This is a genomic window from Amycolatopsis solani (genome assembly GCF_033441515.1).
GTDB lineage: Bacteria > Actinomycetota > Actinomycetes > Mycobacteriales > Pseudonocardiaceae > Amycolatopsis > Amycolatopsis solani.
Genome location: NZ_JAWQJT010000001.1, coordinates 310509 through 327071, shown reverse-complemented (window position 1 = coordinate 327071; position 16563 = coordinate 310509). Strand labels below are relative to the sequence as shown.

Annotated in this window: 17 protein-coding genes; 4 read left to right on the top strand and 13 right to left on the bottom strand. The window is 72.6% G+C overall.

The genetic code is table 11. From position 1 onward, the window contains the following. Nucleotides 1-34 precede the first annotated feature (34 nt). Both SD460_RS01595 and SD460_RS01590 read left to right on the top strand, forming a co-directional pair. Entirely contained in the window at nt 35-682 is a 648-nt protein-coding gene (locus SD460_RS01595) for a response regulator transcription factor (protein ID WP_318306533.1), read from the top strand. Further along, nucleotides 679-1887 carry a sensor histidine kinase gene (locus SD460_RS01590; protein WP_290056082.1) on the top strand — a complete coding sequence of 403 codons (1209 nt, stop codon included), beginning with the start codon at nt 679-681 and terminating at the stop codon, nt 1885-1887. Before SD460_RS01595 ends, SD460_RS01590 begins: the two co-directional genes overlap by 4 nt. A 68-nt stretch (nt 1888-1955) precedes the next feature. Here the strand turns inward: SD460_RS01590 and SD460_RS01585 are convergent, their stop codons facing one another. From SD460_RS01585 to SD460_RS01545, 9 genes are all read right to left on the bottom strand, one after another. Beyond that, nucleotides 1956-3239: a HEAT repeat domain-containing protein gene (locus SD460_RS01585; RefSeq protein ID WP_290056083.1), complete on the bottom strand. Its 1284-nt coding sequence runs from the start codon at nt 3237-3239 to the stop codon at nt 1956-1958. A gap of 32 nt (nt 3240-3271) precedes the next feature. Next, nucleotides 3272-4561 (bottom strand): histidine--tRNA ligase, encoded by a 1290-nt coding sequence (gene hisS / locus SD460_RS01580; RefSeq protein ID WP_290056084.1) that lies wholly within the window; start codon nt 4559-4561, stop codon nt 3272-3274. A gap of 26 nt (nt 4562-4587) precedes the next feature. After that, nucleotides 4588-4977 (bottom strand): hypothetical protein, encoded by a 390-nt coding sequence (locus SD460_RS01575; protein WP_290056085.1) that lies wholly within the window; start codon nt 4975-4977, stop codon nt 4588-4590. A gap of 91 nt (nt 4978-5068) precedes the next feature. Beyond that, on the bottom strand, nt 5069-6235 hold the full coding sequence (locus SD460_RS01570; protein ID WP_290056086.1) for an amidohydrolase family protein: 1167 nt from the start codon (nt 6233-6235) through the stop codon (nt 5069-5071). Nucleotide 6236: 1 nt separating this feature from the next. Then, entirely contained in the window at nt 6237-7352 is a 1116-nt protein-coding gene (locus tag SD460_RS01565; protein WP_318305846.1) for an MAB_1171c family putative transporter, read from the bottom strand. Beyond that, entirely contained in the window at nt 7349-7870 is a 522-nt protein-coding gene (locus tag SD460_RS01560) for a hypothetical protein (RefSeq protein WP_290056088.1), read from the bottom strand. Before SD460_RS01560 ends, SD460_RS01565 begins: the two co-directional genes overlap by 4 nt. Then, nucleotides 7867-8271 carry a helix-turn-helix domain-containing protein gene (locus tag SD460_RS01555; RefSeq protein WP_290056089.1) on the bottom strand — a complete coding sequence of 135 codons (405 nt, stop codon included), beginning with the start codon at nt 8269-8271 and terminating at the stop codon, nt 7867-7869. Before SD460_RS01555 ends, SD460_RS01560 begins: the two co-directional genes overlap by 4 nt. Before the next feature lie 307 nt (nt 8272-8578). Next, on the bottom strand, nt 8579-9031 hold the full coding sequence (locus SD460_RS01550; protein ID WP_290056090.1) for a flavodoxin family protein: 453 nt from the start codon (nt 9029-9031) through the stop codon (nt 8579-8581). Then, nucleotides 9031-10665, bottom strand: coding sequence for a phospho-sugar mutase (locus SD460_RS01545; RefSeq protein WP_318305845.1), 1635 nt, complete (start codon nt 10663-10665; stop codon nt 9031-9033). The genes SD460_RS01550 and SD460_RS01545 overlap by 1 nt, the downstream gene beginning before the upstream one ends. Nucleotides 10666-10695: 30 nt before the next feature. Between SD460_RS01545 and SD460_RS01540 the strand changes: the two genes are divergently transcribed. Next, a complete protein-coding gene (locus SD460_RS01540; RefSeq protein ID WP_290058048.1) occupies nt 10696-11856 on the top strand; it encodes a glycosyltransferase in 1161 nt (386 codons plus the stop codon). An 81-nt stretch (nt 11857-11937) separates the two neighbouring features. Here SD460_RS01540 and SD460_RS01535 read toward each other — a convergent pair whose 3' ends face one another. The 3 genes from SD460_RS01535 to SD460_RS01525 are packed head-to-tail and all read right to left on the bottom strand — an operon-like array spanning nt 11938 to nt 14071. Further along, complete coding sequence (locus tag SD460_RS01535; RefSeq protein ID WP_290058049.1) at nt 11938-12717, bottom strand: purine-nucleoside phosphorylase; 780 nt, start codon at nt 12715-12717, stop codon at nt 11938-11940. After that, nucleotides 12714-13133 (bottom strand): ABA4-like family protein, encoded by a 420-nt coding sequence (locus SD460_RS01530; protein WP_290058050.1) that lies wholly within the window; start codon nt 13131-13133, stop codon nt 12714-12716. Before SD460_RS01530 ends, SD460_RS01535 begins: the two co-directional genes overlap by 4 nt. After that, the gene (locus SD460_RS01525; protein WP_290058051.1) at nt 13130-14071 is read right to left on the bottom strand and encodes a hypothetical protein; all 942 of its coding nucleotides are present in this window, start codon (nt 14069-14071) and stop codon (nt 13130-13132) included. The genes SD460_RS01530 and SD460_RS01525 overlap by 4 nt, the downstream gene beginning before the upstream one ends. Nucleotides 14072-14192: 121 nt before the next feature. Between SD460_RS01525 and SD460_RS01520 the strand changes: the two genes are divergently transcribed. Then, the gene (locus tag SD460_RS01520; RefSeq protein ID WP_438860646.1) at nt 14193-14819 is read left to right on the top strand and encodes a MerR family transcriptional regulator; all 627 of its coding nucleotides are present in this window, start codon (nt 14193-14195) and stop codon (nt 14817-14819) included. On the opposite strand, the gene SD460_RS01515 is transcribed toward SD460_RS01520, so the two are convergent. Then, nucleotides 14816-16558 (bottom strand): serine/threonine-protein kinase, encoded by a 1743-nt coding sequence (locus SD460_RS01515; RefSeq protein ID WP_290058056.1) that lies wholly within the window; start codon nt 16556-16558, stop codon nt 14816-14818. The two genes, SD460_RS01520 and SD460_RS01515, sit on opposite strands and share 4 nt — an antisense overlap. Between the last annotated feature and the right edge of the window lie 5 nt (nt 16559-16563).

Here is a 16563-nt window from a genome sequence, read left to right as displayed (position 1 = left end):
TGGATCCGTGCACGATGGGGCGACGAGACCACGGGTGCTCGTGGTCGAGGACGATCGCGAGCTGGCGGGCCTGCTCGAAGAGCTGCTCGCGGAAGAAGGCTACGAAACCGACGCGGCGCACGACGGGCAGCGCGGTCTGCACCTCGGGCTCACCGGGCGGTACGACGTGATGATCATCGATCGCCGTCTCCCGGTGCTCGACGGCCTGGAGCTGGTGCGGCAGCTGCGGGCCAGGGCCGTGACCACGCGCGTGCTGGTGCTCTCGGCGCTGGGCGAGCTGGCCGACCGCGTCGGCGGGCTCGACGCCGGCGCCGACGACTACCTCGTCAAGCCGTTCGAGGCCGAGGAACTGCTGGCTCGCCTGCGCGCGCTGGGACGGCGTGACCTCGAAGGCGCGGAAAGCCTCCCGCTCGGCACGGCGGCGCTCGACCTGCGGCGGCACGAGGTCGTGCTGCCGCGCGGCGAGCGGATCACGTTGTCCGGGCGGGAGTTCGAGCTGCTGCGGACGCTGGCGCAGCGGCCGAAGGCGATCCACCCGCGGGCGTCACTGCGGACCAACGTCTTCGCCGACTCGACCGGGGAGTCCATTGTGGACACGTATGTGTACTACCTGCGGCGCAAGCTCGGCCGGGACGTCGTGCGGACCGTGCACGGCCTCGGGTACCAGATCGGCGCGGTGTGAGACCCGGCGGCGACCCCGAGGACCGCGCCCTGCGGCGGGCGCGGTGGGCGATCACCGCGCAGATCTCCGTCGTGGTGTCGCTGCTCGTGGCCGTCGCCGGCGCGATCGCGTACGGGATGCTGCTGTCCGGGCAGCACGCCGACGCCGACCGGGTGCTGGCCCGCACGATCCAGCTCGGCCCGGCCGAAACCCCGCCCGGCTGCGTCTGGCTGTTCACGCCGGTGCTGCACGCACCCGCGGGACCGCCGCCGGCCGGGATGCCGCTGGCGGCACTGGCCTCGACCGTTCCCGCGCCCGGCGACGTCCACACGGAACGGCGCCCGATCGGCGCGATGACGTACACGATCCGCGTCGAGAACCGCGGCGGCGTCGTGTCGCAGGCGTACTTCGAGGAGGTCTACCAGATCCAGGACCGCTCGTCGCTGGTGTTCGGCCTCGGCGTCGCGGAGGTGCTCGCGCTGCTCGCGGCGGTGCTGTGCGGCCGGGTGATGGCCGGCCGAGCGATCCGCCCGCTGGCCGACGCCCTGCGGCGGCAGCGGACGTTCGTCGCCGACGCGTCCCACGAACTCCGGGCCCCGCTGACCCGCCTGCACACCCGCGCCCAGCTCCTGGCCCGGCGCGCGACGGGCCGGGACGCCGCCGACCTCGAGCAACTCGTCCGCGGCACCCGGGAGCTCGGCGAAGTCGTCGAAGACCTGCTGATGTCGGCCCAGGCGGGCGACCGGTCCTCGCTGGAGCTGGTGGACCTGGGTTCGCTCGCGGAGGAAGCGGTCGCGGCGGAGACGGACCGCGCCGGAGCCGGCCGGGTCCGGCTCGCGGTGACCCGCGAACGGCGGCCGTACGTGGTCCAGGGCGTGCCGACGGCGTTGCGGCGGGTGCTGTCGGCGTTGCTGGACAACGCACTCGGCCACACCCCACCCGGCGGCTCGATCGAGGTGTGGCTGGGCGTCCCGGACGAGCGGCACGTGGAGGTCCGCGTCCGCGACACCGGAGTCGGCTTCCCGGCCGCCGACGCGGACCGCATCTTCGAGCGCTTCGCCCGAGGCTCCGACGGCGACGGCCGCCGCTTCGGCCTGGGTCTCGCGTTGGTCCGCGAGGTGGTGACGGGCCACGGCGGCACCATCGCGGCGGTGGGACGGCCGGGCGCGGGAGCGACGTTCACGCTGAGGTTGTTGCGCGCGGACGCGGTCAGCGGGGGAGCGTGAGCGGGGTGCGCCGGGTTGTTTCGGTGCCGGGGCGGTGTTGACGGCGATGCTGCTGCGCCCGGACGCGGTCAGCGGGGGAGCGTGAAGCGGATCCGCCGGGCCGTTTCCTCGGGCACGCGGGTGAGCAGGCCGTCGATCGCGGCGGCCAGTTCCGGTAGCGGAGCCGAGTAGATTCCGGCCGACTGGAGCAGCCAGTTCTCCAGGTCCCGGCGGGCGTCGGCGGCGAGGTCGTTGTCCCGCAGCAGCGCGAGGTCGGTGTGCAGCCGCAGCCAGGTGTCGCCGTCCCGCAGGAGCGCGGCGGCCGCCCGGCGGGTCGGGAGCGGCCGATCCTCGCCGAGCAGCTCCCGCAGCACCGCCACCTCGACCGCCTTGCCGCGCAGGAACGCCACCACCTGCCGGACCACTACGGACGACGGGTCGGTCAGCAACGGCCGCACCGCCGTCGAGTCGGGTGCGATCCGGCGCAGGCCGCGGACCGCGAGCGCGCGGACCCGGGGCCGGTCGTCGGTCAGGTGCTGTTCGAGCTGCCCCGCGTCGGCCTCGGTGCCGGTCTCGCCGAGCCCGGCGATCGCGCTAGGGGAGGCGGGCAGTGCCCGGTAGTGCGCGGCGGGGTCGCCGCCCGCCTTGCGGACGAGGAACTGGGCCATCGAGCGGACCAGGGACGAGCGGTCCGCCAGATGGGCCTCGACCGTGGCCGGGCCGACGAGCGTCAGCGCGCGCATCCGGACCCTCGGTGACCCGGCGGCCAGGAGCTCCTCGACGAACTCGCCGCGGTCGAGCAGCGCGTCGCCGCACAGCGTCCGGACCACGAGGTCGTGGTCCCGCCGGGCGATCCGCAGCAGGCGTTCGCGCGGAAGCAGACCCAGCGCTTCCGTGTGCGCCCACCGGCGGCTCGTGCGATCTTCCAGCGCCAGCGCGGTGTCGAGCACGCGCGGCAGGTTTTCGCGGAAGAGCGTGGTCATCCAGTCGTCGACCTGCCGCCGCCCGAGGACGGCGATGAGCGGCAGCATCGCGCGCAGCGACGATTCGTCCAGTTTGGCCGCAACCGCCTGCCGGGCCGCCGCCCGGACCGGCGCCACCCAGTCGACGCAGCGGATCAGCAGCAGCGGCAGCGCTTCGAGCTCGTCGCCGGCCGCCAGCCACTCGACCGCGGCCTGCCGCACCCGCCCGTCGCCGTGGCAGGCGGCTTCCGCCAGCACCTCGCGCCGCGGCCGGCTGCCGAGGTCGGCGGTGCGCAAGTTGAGGTTGGGCCGCCACCAGCGGCGCACGGCGAGGTCGAAGTCCGCCCATCGGCGGACGTCGCCCCCGGCGAGCGACTCCAGCTCCTGCGCAGACAGCGGCGTATCGAACACTCCTCCAGCGTGGCAGGGGTGTCGAACCGATTTCAGGCCAGCAGCGCCTGGACCGCCGCGGGGGCGTCGGCGATCGCGACCGGGTTCTGCTCGCGCGTGGCCAGGCTGCGGACCGTCACGTTGCCGGCCGCCCAGTCGTCCTGGCCGACGATCACGACCGCGGCCGCGCCCGCCTTGTCCGCGCGGGTCAGCTCCTTGCCGAGCTTGCGGTGCTCGATCGGCGTCGACGTCCGCAGGCCCGCCGCGCGCAGGGCTCGCGCGACCGTCCGGGCCTGGTCCGAGAGGTCTTCCGTCACCGGGATGACCATGACGTCGACCTCGCTGCGCGGCGCCGGGGTCAGGCCGTGGGTGTCGAGGAAGTCCATCAGCGTGACGTCGCCCATGCCGAAGCCGATCCCCGGGATCTGCTGCGCGGTGAACATCGACGCGAGGTCGCTGTACCGCCCGCCGCCGAACAGCGCGCGGCGGTTCTCCGGCGAGGTGTCGAAGACCTCGAACACGGTCGACGTGTAGTACGCCAGCCCGCGCACGATGATCGGCTCGTACTTCACCAGGTCCTTGGCGCTGCTGTTCAGCACCTTGACCAGGTTCGACTGCTCGCGCACCTCGGCGGGAATCTCGTCGAGCAGTGCCTCGCCCATGTCGAGCGTCTCGGCCAGCTTCTCGAACTGCTTGTCCGACAACCCGATCTCGCCGGCGCTCTCGGCGAGCTTCTCGCGCGGGTACTTCTCCCACCGGTCGACCAGCGCGAACACCTGCGCGAGGTGGTCCTCGGACACCCCGGCGACGTCGGTGAGCGCCGACGTCAGCAGGTTCCGGTCGTTGACGCGCAGCACGAACATGTCCGGCGTCGCCCCGAGCGCGCCCATCAGGTCGTGGACCAGCTCGAAGATCTCGATCTCGCAGTTGGCGCTGTCCGACCCGAAGATGTCGGCGTTGATCTGCCAGTGCTCACGGACGCGCCCGCGCTGCGGTGCCTCGTACCGGTGGCAGTTCGGGTGGCTGTACCAGCGCACGGGGAACGACAGCGACTTGGCGCTCCCGGCGATCATCCGCGCCACCGACGGCGTCATTTCGGGCCGCAGCGCCAGCCGCCGCCCGCCCTTGTCGGTGAGCGTGTAGAGCTGCTTGTCCGCGATCTCCTGCCCGGACTTCCGCTCGTAGATCTCGGCCGACTCGAGGATCGGCCCGTCGTAGCGGAGGAAGCCGCGGCGCTCGAGGACGTCGTAGAGATGACCGAACACCTGGGTCCGCACGGACATTTCGGCGGGCAGGAAGTCCCGGGTCCCCTTGTAGGGCGCGGTCGGCAGGTATTCAGGCACGTCCTCAAGCTTAACGACCGGGTTCGTCAGGCGAAGGCGACCCCATAGGCGGTGAGCAGCGTCGCGGCGCCGAGCAGGACCGCGCCGACGCTCGTGACGCGGCCGCCGAGCTTGTTCCGGTTCGGCAGGAGGTGGAGGAAGAAGCCGCCGGACTGGGCGAGGACGCCGAAGAGCAGCAGGAAGCACGTGATCCAGAGGGTGGTGTCGGCCAGTGTCGTGCGGCTGAGGATCTGCAGGGCGACCAGGGCGAGGATCAGGAGGACGCCGGCGTGGGCGTGGCCGGCTCGGAACATCGCGCGTTGGTGTTCGGTGAGTTTGCGGTCTCGCATGACGCCCATGAGGGCGTAGCCGCCGTACATGACGGTCGGGAGCGAGACCAGGGCGATCACGGTGAAGAGCTGGGTGGGTCCGTGCATCGGGGGACTCCTCGGGTTGGGGTGGCGCCAACAGTAACACTGTTTTAAAACGCTGTCACCAAACCGGGTGTTCCCCGATCGGGGTACGCGCTCAGGCGGCGCGGCCCTGGGCGAGCACCAGCAGCGGATTCCGCAGCGCGCTCAACGAAGCCAGCGGATCCCCCTCCACCACGAGCACATCACCCGCCAGCCCCGCCTCCAGCCGCCCGGTCACCCCCGACAACCCGAGTCCCGCCGCCGAATCGCAGGTCGCGATCTCCAAGATCCGCCGCCGCGAAAACCCGAGCCACTCGTACAGCTCCAACGCCCCCACCGGATCGTCGAACACCGACCCCGGCAACCCCGCGTCCGTCCCGGCCAGCAGCCGGACACCGTGCTCCTCCAGCCACGGCAACCGCCCGTACATCGCCGATGCCGTGCTCTCGCCCAGCTTCTCCACGATCACCCGCCAGTTCCGGCTGCTCGTCGAACACGCCGAAATCCCCGCCTCGGCCATCCGCGCGGCCACCGCGTCCCGCCGGTCGAACGTCCGCGGCCCCGTGAGAAAACTGCAGTGCTCCACCGTCGACACCCCGGCCGCCACCGCCGCCTCGATCGCGTCCGCGCCGTGCGCGTGCGCCGCCACCGGCAACCCGTGCGAAGCCGCGTGCGAGACCACCACCGAAAGCTCCCGTGCGGAGAACTGCGACTCCCACATGTCGGCCCCGCCCTCGGTGATCTGGCCGCCGCTCGCCATCACCTTGATCACGTCCGCGCCCGCCGCCGCGTTCGCGTCGATCCGCTCGCGGATGTCCGAATCCGAAGAGACCGCGCCGCCGAAGAAGTGGCAGTGCCCGTCCGGCACCGTCAACGGCGGGCCCGACACCAGCAGCCGCGGGGCCACCTCGCCCGCGAACGACCGGCGGACCGCCGCGCCGAGGTGGTCGCGGTCGCCGAGGTCGCGGACCGTCGTCACGCCGCTGCGCAGCATCGACGTCAGCCGCGCACGAGCGTCCTCCACCGGTGAAGAAGCATCGGAAAAGTTCGCCAGCATCTCCCGCGAGGCGTCGAAAGCCAGGTGGGTGTGGACGTTGAACAGCCCGGCCAGCGCGGTCCCGGTCGGGAAGTCGTGCCGGACCGCGTCCGGTGCCGCCTGCGCGACGACGTCCGCCCGCGGGCCCGCCGCCACGATCAGGCCGTCGCGGACCAGGACGGCGCCGTCGGGCACCGGGGCCGACGGCCGGGGAAGGACCCGGGCGGCCGTGATCAGCGTGTCCACGTCACGCGTCCATCGCGGCCGACAGCGCGAGCAACGGCCGGACGTCGGACTCGATGTCGTCCGCGTGGGCGGGCAGGACCTGCTTGGCGCGGCCGTCGTTCTCCTCGCCCGCCGCGTGCCGCTCGAGCGCCGCCTTCAACGCGGCTGCCGCGGCGCCCGGGTCGGTGGCCACGGCCTCGCCGAAGTCCGCCGACAGGTACGGCGACAGCTGGACCAGCCCGTCCCGGATCTCGATCACCCGCCGGTAGTGCACGCGGTGGATGCTGCGCGGCGAGAACCGGTCGCGGCGCGGTGGCGTGCGCAGCACGATGCTGGGGAACGCGCGGACCAGCGCCGTCCACAGTGGAGCGAGCGCCCGGTGCTCGCGCCGGTGCTGGCGGCGGCGGCGCACCGCCGAAAGCCGTGCCCGCACGCCCGGGTAGGTGACGCCGGCCAGGAACAGCACGCCGCCGAGGATCACGAACGGCACGCCGAGCAGCAGCAGGACCTTCACCACCGGCCCGAACGCCCACGCCACCACGATGTAGAGCGCGCGGAAGATACTGCCCGCCGCCGCGCTGGCCATGCCGATCGCGCTCAGCTTGAGGCCGATCCGCAGGTTCCGGTCGGCCACCCGCAGGTACCGCACGATCCACGCCGTGCACGCGATCAGGCCGTAGATCAGGTACAGCCCGGCGCCGAGGTAGAACAGCGCGACCCCGCTGTCGTGGACCGTCGACGGCCCCAACGGGAGGCCGCGCAGCTCCGGCGGCGTCACGGCCATCGCGACGACCATCAGCGCGATCGCCGCGGCCAGCGGGATCAGCTCGGCCGTCACCCGGCGGTACCGGCGCGGCCCGAGCGCCGAGCCGAGGAAGAAGATGACCAGCGCGCAGATGCCGCACGCCAGCAGTGCGTTGTTCGCCACCCGCGCCGCGCCGCGGCCGAGGAGGGCGTCCACTTCGTCGGAAATCGCCGTCTGCTGCAGCAGGAACGCCGCGGTGAAGCCGGCCACGCACGCCGTCACGGCCCAGTTCGGCACCGTCGGGGCGCGCTGCACCTGGTAGATCCGCCACGCCAGCGCGGCGGCGAACAGCACCAGTGCGACAACGTTCACCGGACTGAAAAGTGTGCTCACAACCACCCTTGGTGATCGCCGAGCGCCCCCTGGATCCGGCGGAGATCCCGGTCAGCGGCGCGCCGCGGGATCGTGTAGTTCAGGACCGACGCCCACTCGAGGACGATGGTCGCGACGGTCTCCGCTTCCCACTCGTGCGCGTCATCGTAGGACGAGCGGCGCAGGGCGCGGTGTACGGCATCCGGGTCAAGATCGGTCGCGGGGCCGCGCAGGAAGTCCGCCGGCTCGGCGTCGCCCTGCGGGTGGTGGTCGGCCAGCATGTGCCCGAGCTCGTGCAGGATGATGTGGTCCTGGTGCGATTTCGTCGTTTCGGCCTGGTAGAAGATGTAGTCCGCGGCCGCCGTCGCGATCCAGCAGCCGAACGGGCCCGGCACTTCGAGCGGGTACGCCATCAACCGGATCGGCTTGCCGCGCTGCTCGCCCAGCCGCGCGCACAGCACCTCGACGTCGAGCGGGGGACCGATGTCGAGGTCTTTCAGCAGCTTCCGGCACCGGCGGCGCAGCTCCCGCTCCTTCATCGAGCCGCGTCTTCCGGATTCCGGCCTTCGCGTTCGGCCCGCTCGTAGCGTTCGACGAGGTCGAGCAGGTCCATCACCTGACGGCGGCCCTGCGGCGACAGCTCCTGCGCCCGCATCGCCATCAGCTGGGCCTCGCCCGCCGGGGGCGCGGCCGCTTCCGCGTCGAAGAAGTACGTCACCGGCACGCCGAACAGCCGGGCCAGTGCCTCGACGTAGTGGATCTTCGGGTTGACCCGCTTCCCGGTCGCCAGCTGCTGCAGGTAGGCGGGCGACATCGCCGGCCCGCCCGCGCGCTCGACGGCCGCGGAGATCTCCCGGTAGCTGTGCGGCGCGTGGCCGTCCAGCCGGGCCGCGTCGATCAGGGCACTCAGCCGTTCCGCGAAGGTGCGTTCCCGTGCCATCCCCGCCCCCTAGGTTTCCGCCGTGAAAATTCTAGCCGGGAAACCACTGTACGCACACGTTGACAGCTATCGTATGCAGTGGTTTACAGTTGGCACGCCTCTCGCCTGGCGGTCCGTGCCCTGGGGGTGTACGGAACAGCTGGGCGAGGGGCTTGTCGTGCCTTCGACTCGTCATGATCGGCGGTCTGTAGTACGCTGCACAGGCCAAGGTCGATCGCCCTCGGGAGGATCCCTTGGCCACGGCCTGTTGCCGGAGGTCGACCCCCAGGGCTTCCGGTGACAGGCCCCCTTCTTTTTCCGGGCTGGTTCAGCCCAGCAGGGTCGCGGCCAGCGTGCCGCCCAGTTCCGTACACGCTTCCAGCGTCTTTTTGTCCGGTTCGCCCGTGCTGACCACCGCTTCCGCCGCCTGGGTCCAGGACAGGCCCGTCGTGATGGCCAGCAGCTGCCGCTGCGTCCCCGACGTGTCGCTGCCGCCGTGGATCCAGTACCCGAACGGACGGCCCCGCGTCGCGTCCAGGCAGGGGTAGTAGACGGTGTCGAAGAAGTGCTTCAGCGCACCGCTCATGCTGCCGAGGTTCGCCGGCGTGCCCAGCAGGTAGCCGTCCGCCTCGAGGACGTCGGGGACGGTCGCCGCCAGCGCCGCGCGGCGGACGACCTCCACCCCCTCGACGTCCGGGTGCGTCGCCCCCGCGAGCACGGCCTCGAACAGCGCCTGCGTCGACGGCGACGGCGTGTGGTGCACGATCAGCAGCCGCGGCATCAGGCGAGCAGCTCCTCGACGTCGGCCCGCACCGCCGCCAGCCGCTCCTGCGCCGCCGCGCGCGCGTCCGCGAGTGAACCGGTGACCGGGGCCACCACCTGCAGGTACGCCTTCAGCTTCGGCTCGGTCCCGGACGGCCGGATCACCACGCGCACGCCGTCGCCGGCCAGGCGGACGACGTCCGCGTCCGGCAGCAGGTCTTCCATGCCGACCGCCGCGCCGCCGAGCGACGACGGAGGCGTCTTGCGCACCTTCGCCATCAGCTGCCCGCGGACGGCGAGGTCCGTGACGCGCAGGGAAACCTGGTCGGTCAGGTGCACGCCGTGGCGTTGCGCGAGCTCGTCGAGCACGTCCAGCGGCGTGCGGCCCTGCGCCTTGAGCTGCGCGGCGAGCCCGGCGGCCAGCGTGGCGGCGGCGATGCCGTCCTTGTCGCGCACGAAACCCGGGTTCACGCACAGGCCGAGCGCCTCTTCGTAGGCGAACACGAGCCCTTCGCCGGCCCGCACCAGCCACTTGAACCCGGTCAGCGTCTCGGCGTAGCGGGCGCCCTCGGCCTTCGCGATCTCGCCGAGCATCGACGACGACACGATCGTCGTGGCCACCAGCGGGTCCGGCAGCTGGGTGCGGTCCACTGTGGACAGAACGTACGAGCCGAGCAGGACGCCGGTCTCGTCGCCGCGCAGCATCCGCCACGACCCGTCGCGCTCGCGCACGCCGAGGGCGCAGCGGTCGGCATCCGGGTCGAGCGCGATCGCCAGGTCGGCGTCCACATCGGACGCCAGCGCCAGCAGCAGGTCGGTCGCGCCCGGTTCTTCCGGGTTCGGGAACGACACGGTCGGGAAGTCCGGGTCCGGCGTGGACTGGGCGGTGACCAGGTGCAGGTCGGTGAACCCGGCCCGCTCGAACGCCGCGCGCAGCGTTTCGGCGCCGACGCCGTGCAACGCCGTCGCGGCCACCCGCACCGCGCGCCCGGCGCCGAGCGGCAGCGTCGCGACCTCGTCGAGGTACCGGTCGACGACGTCGACGACCTCGGCGCCGGCGGCCCGCTCGACGCTCGCCGCGGCGGGCGCGGCCTGGATGGCGCGCTCGATCTCGCCGTCGGACGGCGGCACGATCTGGCCGCCGGTGGCGTCGTAGAGCTTGTACCCGTTGTCCGCCGGGGGGTTGTGCGACGCGGTGATCTGGATCCCGGCCACCGCGCCGAGCCGCCCGACGGCGAACGCGAGCACCGGCGTCGGCAGCGGGCGGGGGAACACCTTGACGTCGAAGCCCGCCGCGGTCAGCACTTCGGCGGCCGCGGTCGCGAACGCCTCCGAGCCGTGGCGCGCGTCGCGGCCGACGACGACCAGCGCGCCCGCGTGCCCGTGCGCCGTCAGCCAGCCGGCCACCCCGGCCGTCGTGCGGGTGACGACGGCGACGTTCATCCCGTTCGGTCCGGCGCGCACCGGCCCGCGCAGGCCGGCGGTGCCGAACTCGAGCGGCCCGGCCATCCGGTCGGCCAGCTCGGCGGCGGCACCGGCGTCGCCGCCCATCGCCTTCGCGAGGACGGCCTGCAACTCGGCGCGCGCGCCTTCGTCCGGGTCGTCGGCGATCCAGCGGAAGGCGGCGTCACGCAGGGTGGAATTCACTGTCACCGCGCCAGCCTACGGGCTAGGGTCGGGTGAGTGCGCTTGCTCTTCACCTCACTGGGGTCCTTCGGTCACACGTTCCCGCTCGTGCCGCTGGCGGTCGCCGCGCGCGACGCCGGCCACGACGTCGTCTTCGCCACCTCGGAAGACTTCCTGCCGCAGCTGACGAAAGCCGGGCTCGAAACGGCCGCTGCCGGGCTCGCGATCAAGGACGCGTTCGGGCAGGCCTTCGCCGAGTCCGGGCCGCCCGGCCCGCGGCGCCCGCCCGGCGAGGTCCCGCCCGAGGTGCTCGGGCCTATCGTGGCGAAGGTGTTCGGCGAGGTCATGCCGAAGCGGTTCGTCGACGACCTGCTGCCGCTGTTCGGGCACGTCCGGCCGGACCTGGTGGTGAGCGAAGCCGGCAACTCCGGCGGCGCGTTCGCCGCGTTGCGGGCCGGGATCCCGGTGGTGGCACACGGGTTCGGCCGCGTGTCGAGCGAAGACCCGATGGTGGCGCGGATCCGCGACGCGATCCGCGCGCACGGCCGGACGCTCGGCATCGAGGTCGGGGAGGACCTGGCGTTCGACGGCCCGTTCATCGACATCTGCCCGGAGTCGGTGCAGGAGCCGGGTTTCCTGGCGCGGGCGCACCGCGTGCCGTTGCGGCCGGTCGGCTGGAGCGAGCCGGGTGACCTGCCCGCGGGCGTGCTGGACAAGCGGCGGCCGCTGGTCTACCTGACCCTCGGCACGGCGATGGGCCACGCGGGCGTGCTCGGCGCGGCGATCGCCGGTCTGTCCGGTTTGGACGCCGACGTCCTGGTCGCCACCGGCCCGACGGTCGACCCGGCCGCGCTCGGCGAGGTGCCCGACAACGTCCGGCTCGAGGCGTGGGTCCCGCAGTCGGCGCTGCTCCCGCACGTCGACCTGGTGGTCCACCACGGCGGCAGCGGCACGACGCTCGGCGCGTTCGGCGCGGGCCTCCCGCAGCTCCTGCTGCCGCAGGGCGCGGACCAGTTCAGCAACGCGGACGCGGTCGTCGCGGCCGGCGTCGGCGCCCGGCTGCTCGCCACGGAGGTCACGGCCGAAGCCGTCGCCACCCAGGCGCGTCACCTGCTCACGGACACCTCCGTCGCCGACGCGACCCGCGCACTGGCCACCGAGGTGGCGGCCATGCCCTCCCCAGCCGACGTCGCCGCCCAGCTCCCCACCTTCGCCTGACCCAAGCGCCACTTTCGGTACGAAAGTGACGTGGAGGAGCAGCCTCCGGATCACTTTCGTACCGAAAGTGCCGCCATCGGGTCAGGCGCGGGTGACGAGGTCGCGCAGCAGGGAGCCCATGCTCGTGGCCGCGGCGCGGCCCGCTTCCAGGACTTCCTGGTGGTTGAGCGGTTCGCCGGTCATGCCCGCGGCGAGGTTCGTCACCAGCGACAGCCCGAACACCTCGACGCCGGCCGCGCGGGCGGCGATGGCTTCCAGGACCGTCGACATGCCGACCAGGTCCGCGCCCAGCGTGCGCAGCATCCGGATCTCCGCCGGCGTCTCGAAGTGCGGCCCGGTCAGGCCCGCGTAGACGCCTTCTTCGAGCGACGGGTCGATCTCGCGCGCGATCTTCCGCAGCCGCGCGGAGTACAGGTCCGTCAGGTCGACGAAGTTCGCGCCCACGATCGGCGAACGCGCGGTCAGGTTCAGGTGGTCGGCGATCAGCACCGGCTGCCCCACCTGGAAGCCCTCGCGCAGGCCGCCCGCCGCGTTCGTCAGCAGCACCGTCCGGACGCCGGCCGCCGCCGCGGTGCGCACGTTGTGCACCACCGGGTCGATGCCCTTGCCCTCGTAGAAGTGCGTCCGCCCCAGCATGACCAGGACGTTCTTGTCGCCGATCTTCAGCGAGCGGATGGTGCCGCCGTGGCCCACCGCGCCGGGCGTGGTGAAGCCGGGCAGTTCGGCGAACGGGATCTCCGTCTCGCACTCCCCGATGACGTCCGCCGCCGGGCGCCAGCCCGACCCCAGGACCACCGCGATGTCGTGCGCGTCAACGCCGGTGCGCTTGGCGATGGCGCTCGCGGCTTCGTGTTCACTCATGCGAGGGAGCGTAACCGGACGCCGCGCGCCAGCAGGAACACGACCAGCCCGAACGGCGACAGGAAGATCGTCACCACCAGGATCGGGCTGACCAGCCACGGCGAAAGCCCCACCGCGCGCCCTTCGAAGTACATCCACCGCGCGATGAACAGGTCGAACGCGATGAGGTGCGCCCAGACGAGTCCGGCGCCCCACGGCGTGGCCAGCAACGTCTGCAGCACGCCGAGGTCGGGCCGGAGCATCGCCCGGCCCCACTCGCCGAAGTGCGGTAGCACGAGCGCGAAGTAGCAGGCCAGCGGCAGCAGCGGCACCCACGGCGACGCCATGATCCGCGGCGTCCACCGCCAGTTCGGCGCCAGGATCATCGCCGCCCAGAACGGCACGGCCAGCGGGAACGCGAGGTCGAAGGCGGTCATCGGACGCGCACCGCGGCCCACGAGCCCAGCGAGACTGCCGCGACCAGCGCCGCGGCGGCGCCCAGCGTCATCGCGTCCGGGTGCACGATCGACTGCGCCCGCAGCGCCTGCCACGTCACCAGCCCGATCAGACCGGCGTACCCGGCGGCCCCGATCAGGACGAGCCGCGCGCGGACGGCGTCGTCGCGCAGCCGCGGGAAGCGCGAGGCCAGTGCCACGAGTGCGAACGCCAGCAGCGGCAGCGCCTGCAGCGCGTGCATCCCGACGAAGTGCGGGATCCGCAGGTCGCCCGCCACCGTGCTCCAGCCGAGGATCGGCAGGCCGGGGCCGCCGTCGGCGAGCCCGACGGTGTGCCCGCCGACCATGTCCGGGCGCCCGCCGGTCCGCCACTGCGCGAGCTGCTGCGCGGTCGGGCTGGTCATCAGCTGGCCGAGCGTGATCCCCACCAGGGAGAGAGCCGCCCCGGTCCGCACCGCCCAGGCCGACGCGCGGTCGGGCACCTTCGTGAACATCACCAGCACCGTCAGCACCAGCGTGGCGACCCAGAGCACGGCGATCATCGCGGCCATCGTGCCGAAGATCGCGGCGTCCTGCGGGGTCGAGATGTTGAAGTGGCTCGCGTGGCCGCGTACGGCCTGGAACACCAGCAGGCCGTACTCCGCGAAGAAGATGACGACCAGGAGGTTCGTCAGTCCGTTCGCCGTGCGCCGGAACCGCGGCAGCAGCGAGACGAGCCAGCTCCAGGCGGCGAAGTAGAAGGCGCCGGAGACGGCGAACTTGAACGGCTTGGCCCAGACCGGCGCGCCGGCGAGGGTCCGCTGGTCGACGAGCATCGCGATGACGCACAGCACCGCGACGACGGCCAGGACGGCGGCGGCGAGCGCGGACGGCCGGTGCCACCCGCGCGTTCTGCTCCGGACGTCGGCAAGGATGGTCATGGTTCCCTCCCAGAATGGATAGTCAAGCTCTCCGTTATGGGAAGTTAAACTCTCCATGCTGAGAAAGTCTTCAGGGTCGACCCTGAAATCGGCCCTGGGATCGGAGCGGATGCGCATGCGGATGGCCGAACTGAGCGCCGAGTCGGGGGTGCCGGTCGCGACCGTCAAGTACTACCTGCGTGAAGGGCTGCTCCCGCCCGGGGAGCGCACCAGCCCGAACCAGGCCCGGTACTCCGCGGTCCACGTCCAGCGCCTGCGGCTGATCAAGGCGCTCACCGACGTCGGCGGCCTCTCGCTGGCGTCGGTCGGCGCGGTGCTGGGCGCGATCGACGACGACGAGACCCCGCACCGGACGATGGGCGTCGTCCAGCAGGAACTGGCCGGGCCGCCGCCGGAGGTGTCCGAGGAGGCCCGCGAATGGGCGGCCACGCTGCTCGAGGAGCTGGTCCACCGCCACGGCTGGCAGTGGCACCCGCCGCAGCACAAGGGCATCGGCAACCTCGTCGCCGCGCTGGCCACGGCGAAGGAGCTCGGGCACGAGAAGCTCGCCGAGCGCCTCGACGACTACGCCCGGCTGGCGCTGGACGTCGCGAAGCTGGACGTCGAGGTGGTGACCGGGCTGACGTCGTTCGACAAGATCATCGAGGCCGGCCTGATCGCCACCGTGCTCGGCGACCGCATCTTCACCGGGCTGCGCCACCTCGCGCAGGAAGCCGTCACCCGCGAGCTGCTGAACGGGACGCGCTAGTCCGAGACGGTGAGCGTGCCCGAGACGCGGTCGAAGACGTCGCGGCGGGTCGCGTCCTCCTGCTCGACCGGGGCCGTCACGGACAGGACCCACAGGCTGTCGCCCGCCTGGACCAGCTTCATGAACGTCACCCGCGTGACGCGGCCGTCGTCGTCGCTGCCCGGGAGCAGACCGCTCTCCAGCGTGCGGTAGGTGAACGTCGTGCCCTTGCCGCCGGCGTCCGGGGACGGGCCGAACAGCTCGAAGCCCTCGCCGGAGTAGGACTGCTTCAGCCACTCGACGTATTCGGCGTCGTCCGGGAACTTGCCGAAGTAGTTCGCCAGCCGCTCCACCCGGATCGAGCGGCGGCCGTCCGGGGAGACGTACTGGACGGCGGTGCTCGCGCCGAACTTCGTGGTGTTGTGCGGTGCGACGAACTTCTGCCAGCCCTGCGGCACGTCGAGGCCGAACTGGCCGCCGTCGCCGGTCGCGTAGCTCGCGTCGCCGGACTGGCGGACCAGGGACGGCGGTGGGACGTCGGTGAGGCCGTTCGACGTGCTGCGCGGCTCGGCCGCCGGTGGCAGCAGCGACTGGCCGCCGACCGCCCTGGCCAGCGCGAACCCGCCACCCGCTGCGACGAGGAAGAGCAGGATCGCCACCGCGACGAGCACCGCGGTGGCGCGGGTGTCGCGCCGGGCGGGCCGGGGCGGGGCGACGAACACCGTCGGCTGCTGCCCGGGCGCCGAGACCGGGACGGGCGGACGCAGGAACGGCAGCGGGCCGGGGTCGGTGGCCAGCTCGCTGCTCGACCCTTCGGCCTTCTTCTCGGCCTTGTCCTCGTCGCGGTCCTTGTCGGGCAGGACGGTTTCGATCACCTGGGTGTCGGTCGCGTCCGGCTGCGCGGACGTCTTCTTGCCGTCCGGGGTGCGGAACAGCTCGGGTCCGAACAGGTCGAGCGGCGTCTTCGACTGCAGCGGGTACAGCCGGTGCCGGACCTCGCGCAGGGTGATCCGGTCGCCGGGCTCCTTCTTCATCAGCGCCGAGATGACCTCGGCGAGCGGCCCGGCCTTCGGCTTGGGCACCTTGCCGTTGACGACCTTGCCGACCGTCTCCAGCGGGTCGCCGTCGGCGTCGTACGGCGGCGCGCCCTCGACCGCGGCGAACAGCGTGGCGCCGAGGCCCCAGAGGTCGGCGGCCGGGATGACCGCGCCGCCGGAGGCGACTTCCGGCGCGATGTAGGCGGGGGAGCCGAGCATGATCCCGGTGCGGGTCATGGTCGCCTCGGAGACGTTGCGGGCGATGCCGAAGTCGGTCAGCTTGATCCGGCCGTCGCTGGCGACCAGCACGTTGCCCGGCTTGACGTCGCGGTGGGTGATCCCGGCGGCGTGCGCGGCCTCCAGCGCGGACGCCACGGCGATGCCGACCGCGGCGGCCTGCTCGACGGTCAGCGGCCCGTGGTCGCGCAGGATGTGCGCCAGGCTGCGCGAGGGCAGCAGCTCCATGACCACGAACGGCTGGTCGTCCTCGCGGGCGACGTCGTGCAGGATGATCACGTTCGGGTGAGACAGGACGGCGATCGCGCGGGCCTCGCGCAGCGTGCGCTCCCGCAGCTCGTCCGCCTGCGACGCCGGGATGCCCGGCGGCACCTTCATCTCCTTGACGGCCACCTGGCGGTGCAGGAACTCGTCGTAGGCCGACCAGACGGTGCCCATCGAGCCGGAGCCGAGCACCGAACGCAGCCGGTAGCGACCGGCGACCACTCGCG

Excerpts from the sequence above, each read along its gene's own strand:
- SD460_RS01525 (WP_290058051.1), bottom strand. The coding sequence starts at position 14,071 with ATGACCATCCTTGCCGACGTCCGGAGCAGAACGCGCGGGTGGCACCGG.
- SD460_RS01535 (WP_290058049.1), bottom strand. The coding sequence starts at position 12,717 with ATGAGTGAACACGAAGCCGCGAGCGCCATCGCCAAGCGCACCGGCGTT.
- SD460_RS01560 (WP_290056088.1), bottom strand. The coding sequence starts at position 7,870 with ATGAAGGAGCGGGAGCTGCGCCGCCGGTGCCGGAAGCTGCTGAAAGAC.
- SD460_RS01520 (WP_438860646.1), top strand. The coding sequence starts at position 14,193 with ATGGCCGAACTGAGCGCCGAGTCGGGGGTGCCGGTCGCGACCGTCAAG.
- SD460_RS01550 (WP_290056090.1), bottom strand. The coding sequence starts at position 9,031 with ATGCCGCGGCTGCTGATCGTGCACCACACGCCGTCGCCGTCGACGCAG.
- SD460_RS01575 (WP_290056085.1), bottom strand. The coding sequence starts at position 4,977 with ATGCACGGACCCACCCAGCTCTTCACCGTGATCGCCCTGGTCTCGCTC.
- SD460_RS01555 (WP_290056089.1), bottom strand. The coding sequence starts at position 8,271 with ATGGCACGGGAACGCACCTTCGCGGAACGGCTGAGTGCCCTGATCGAC.
- SD460_RS01530 (WP_290058050.1), bottom strand. The coding sequence starts at position 13,133 with ATGACCGCCTTCGACCTCGCGTTCCCGCTGGCCGTGCCGTTCTGGGCG.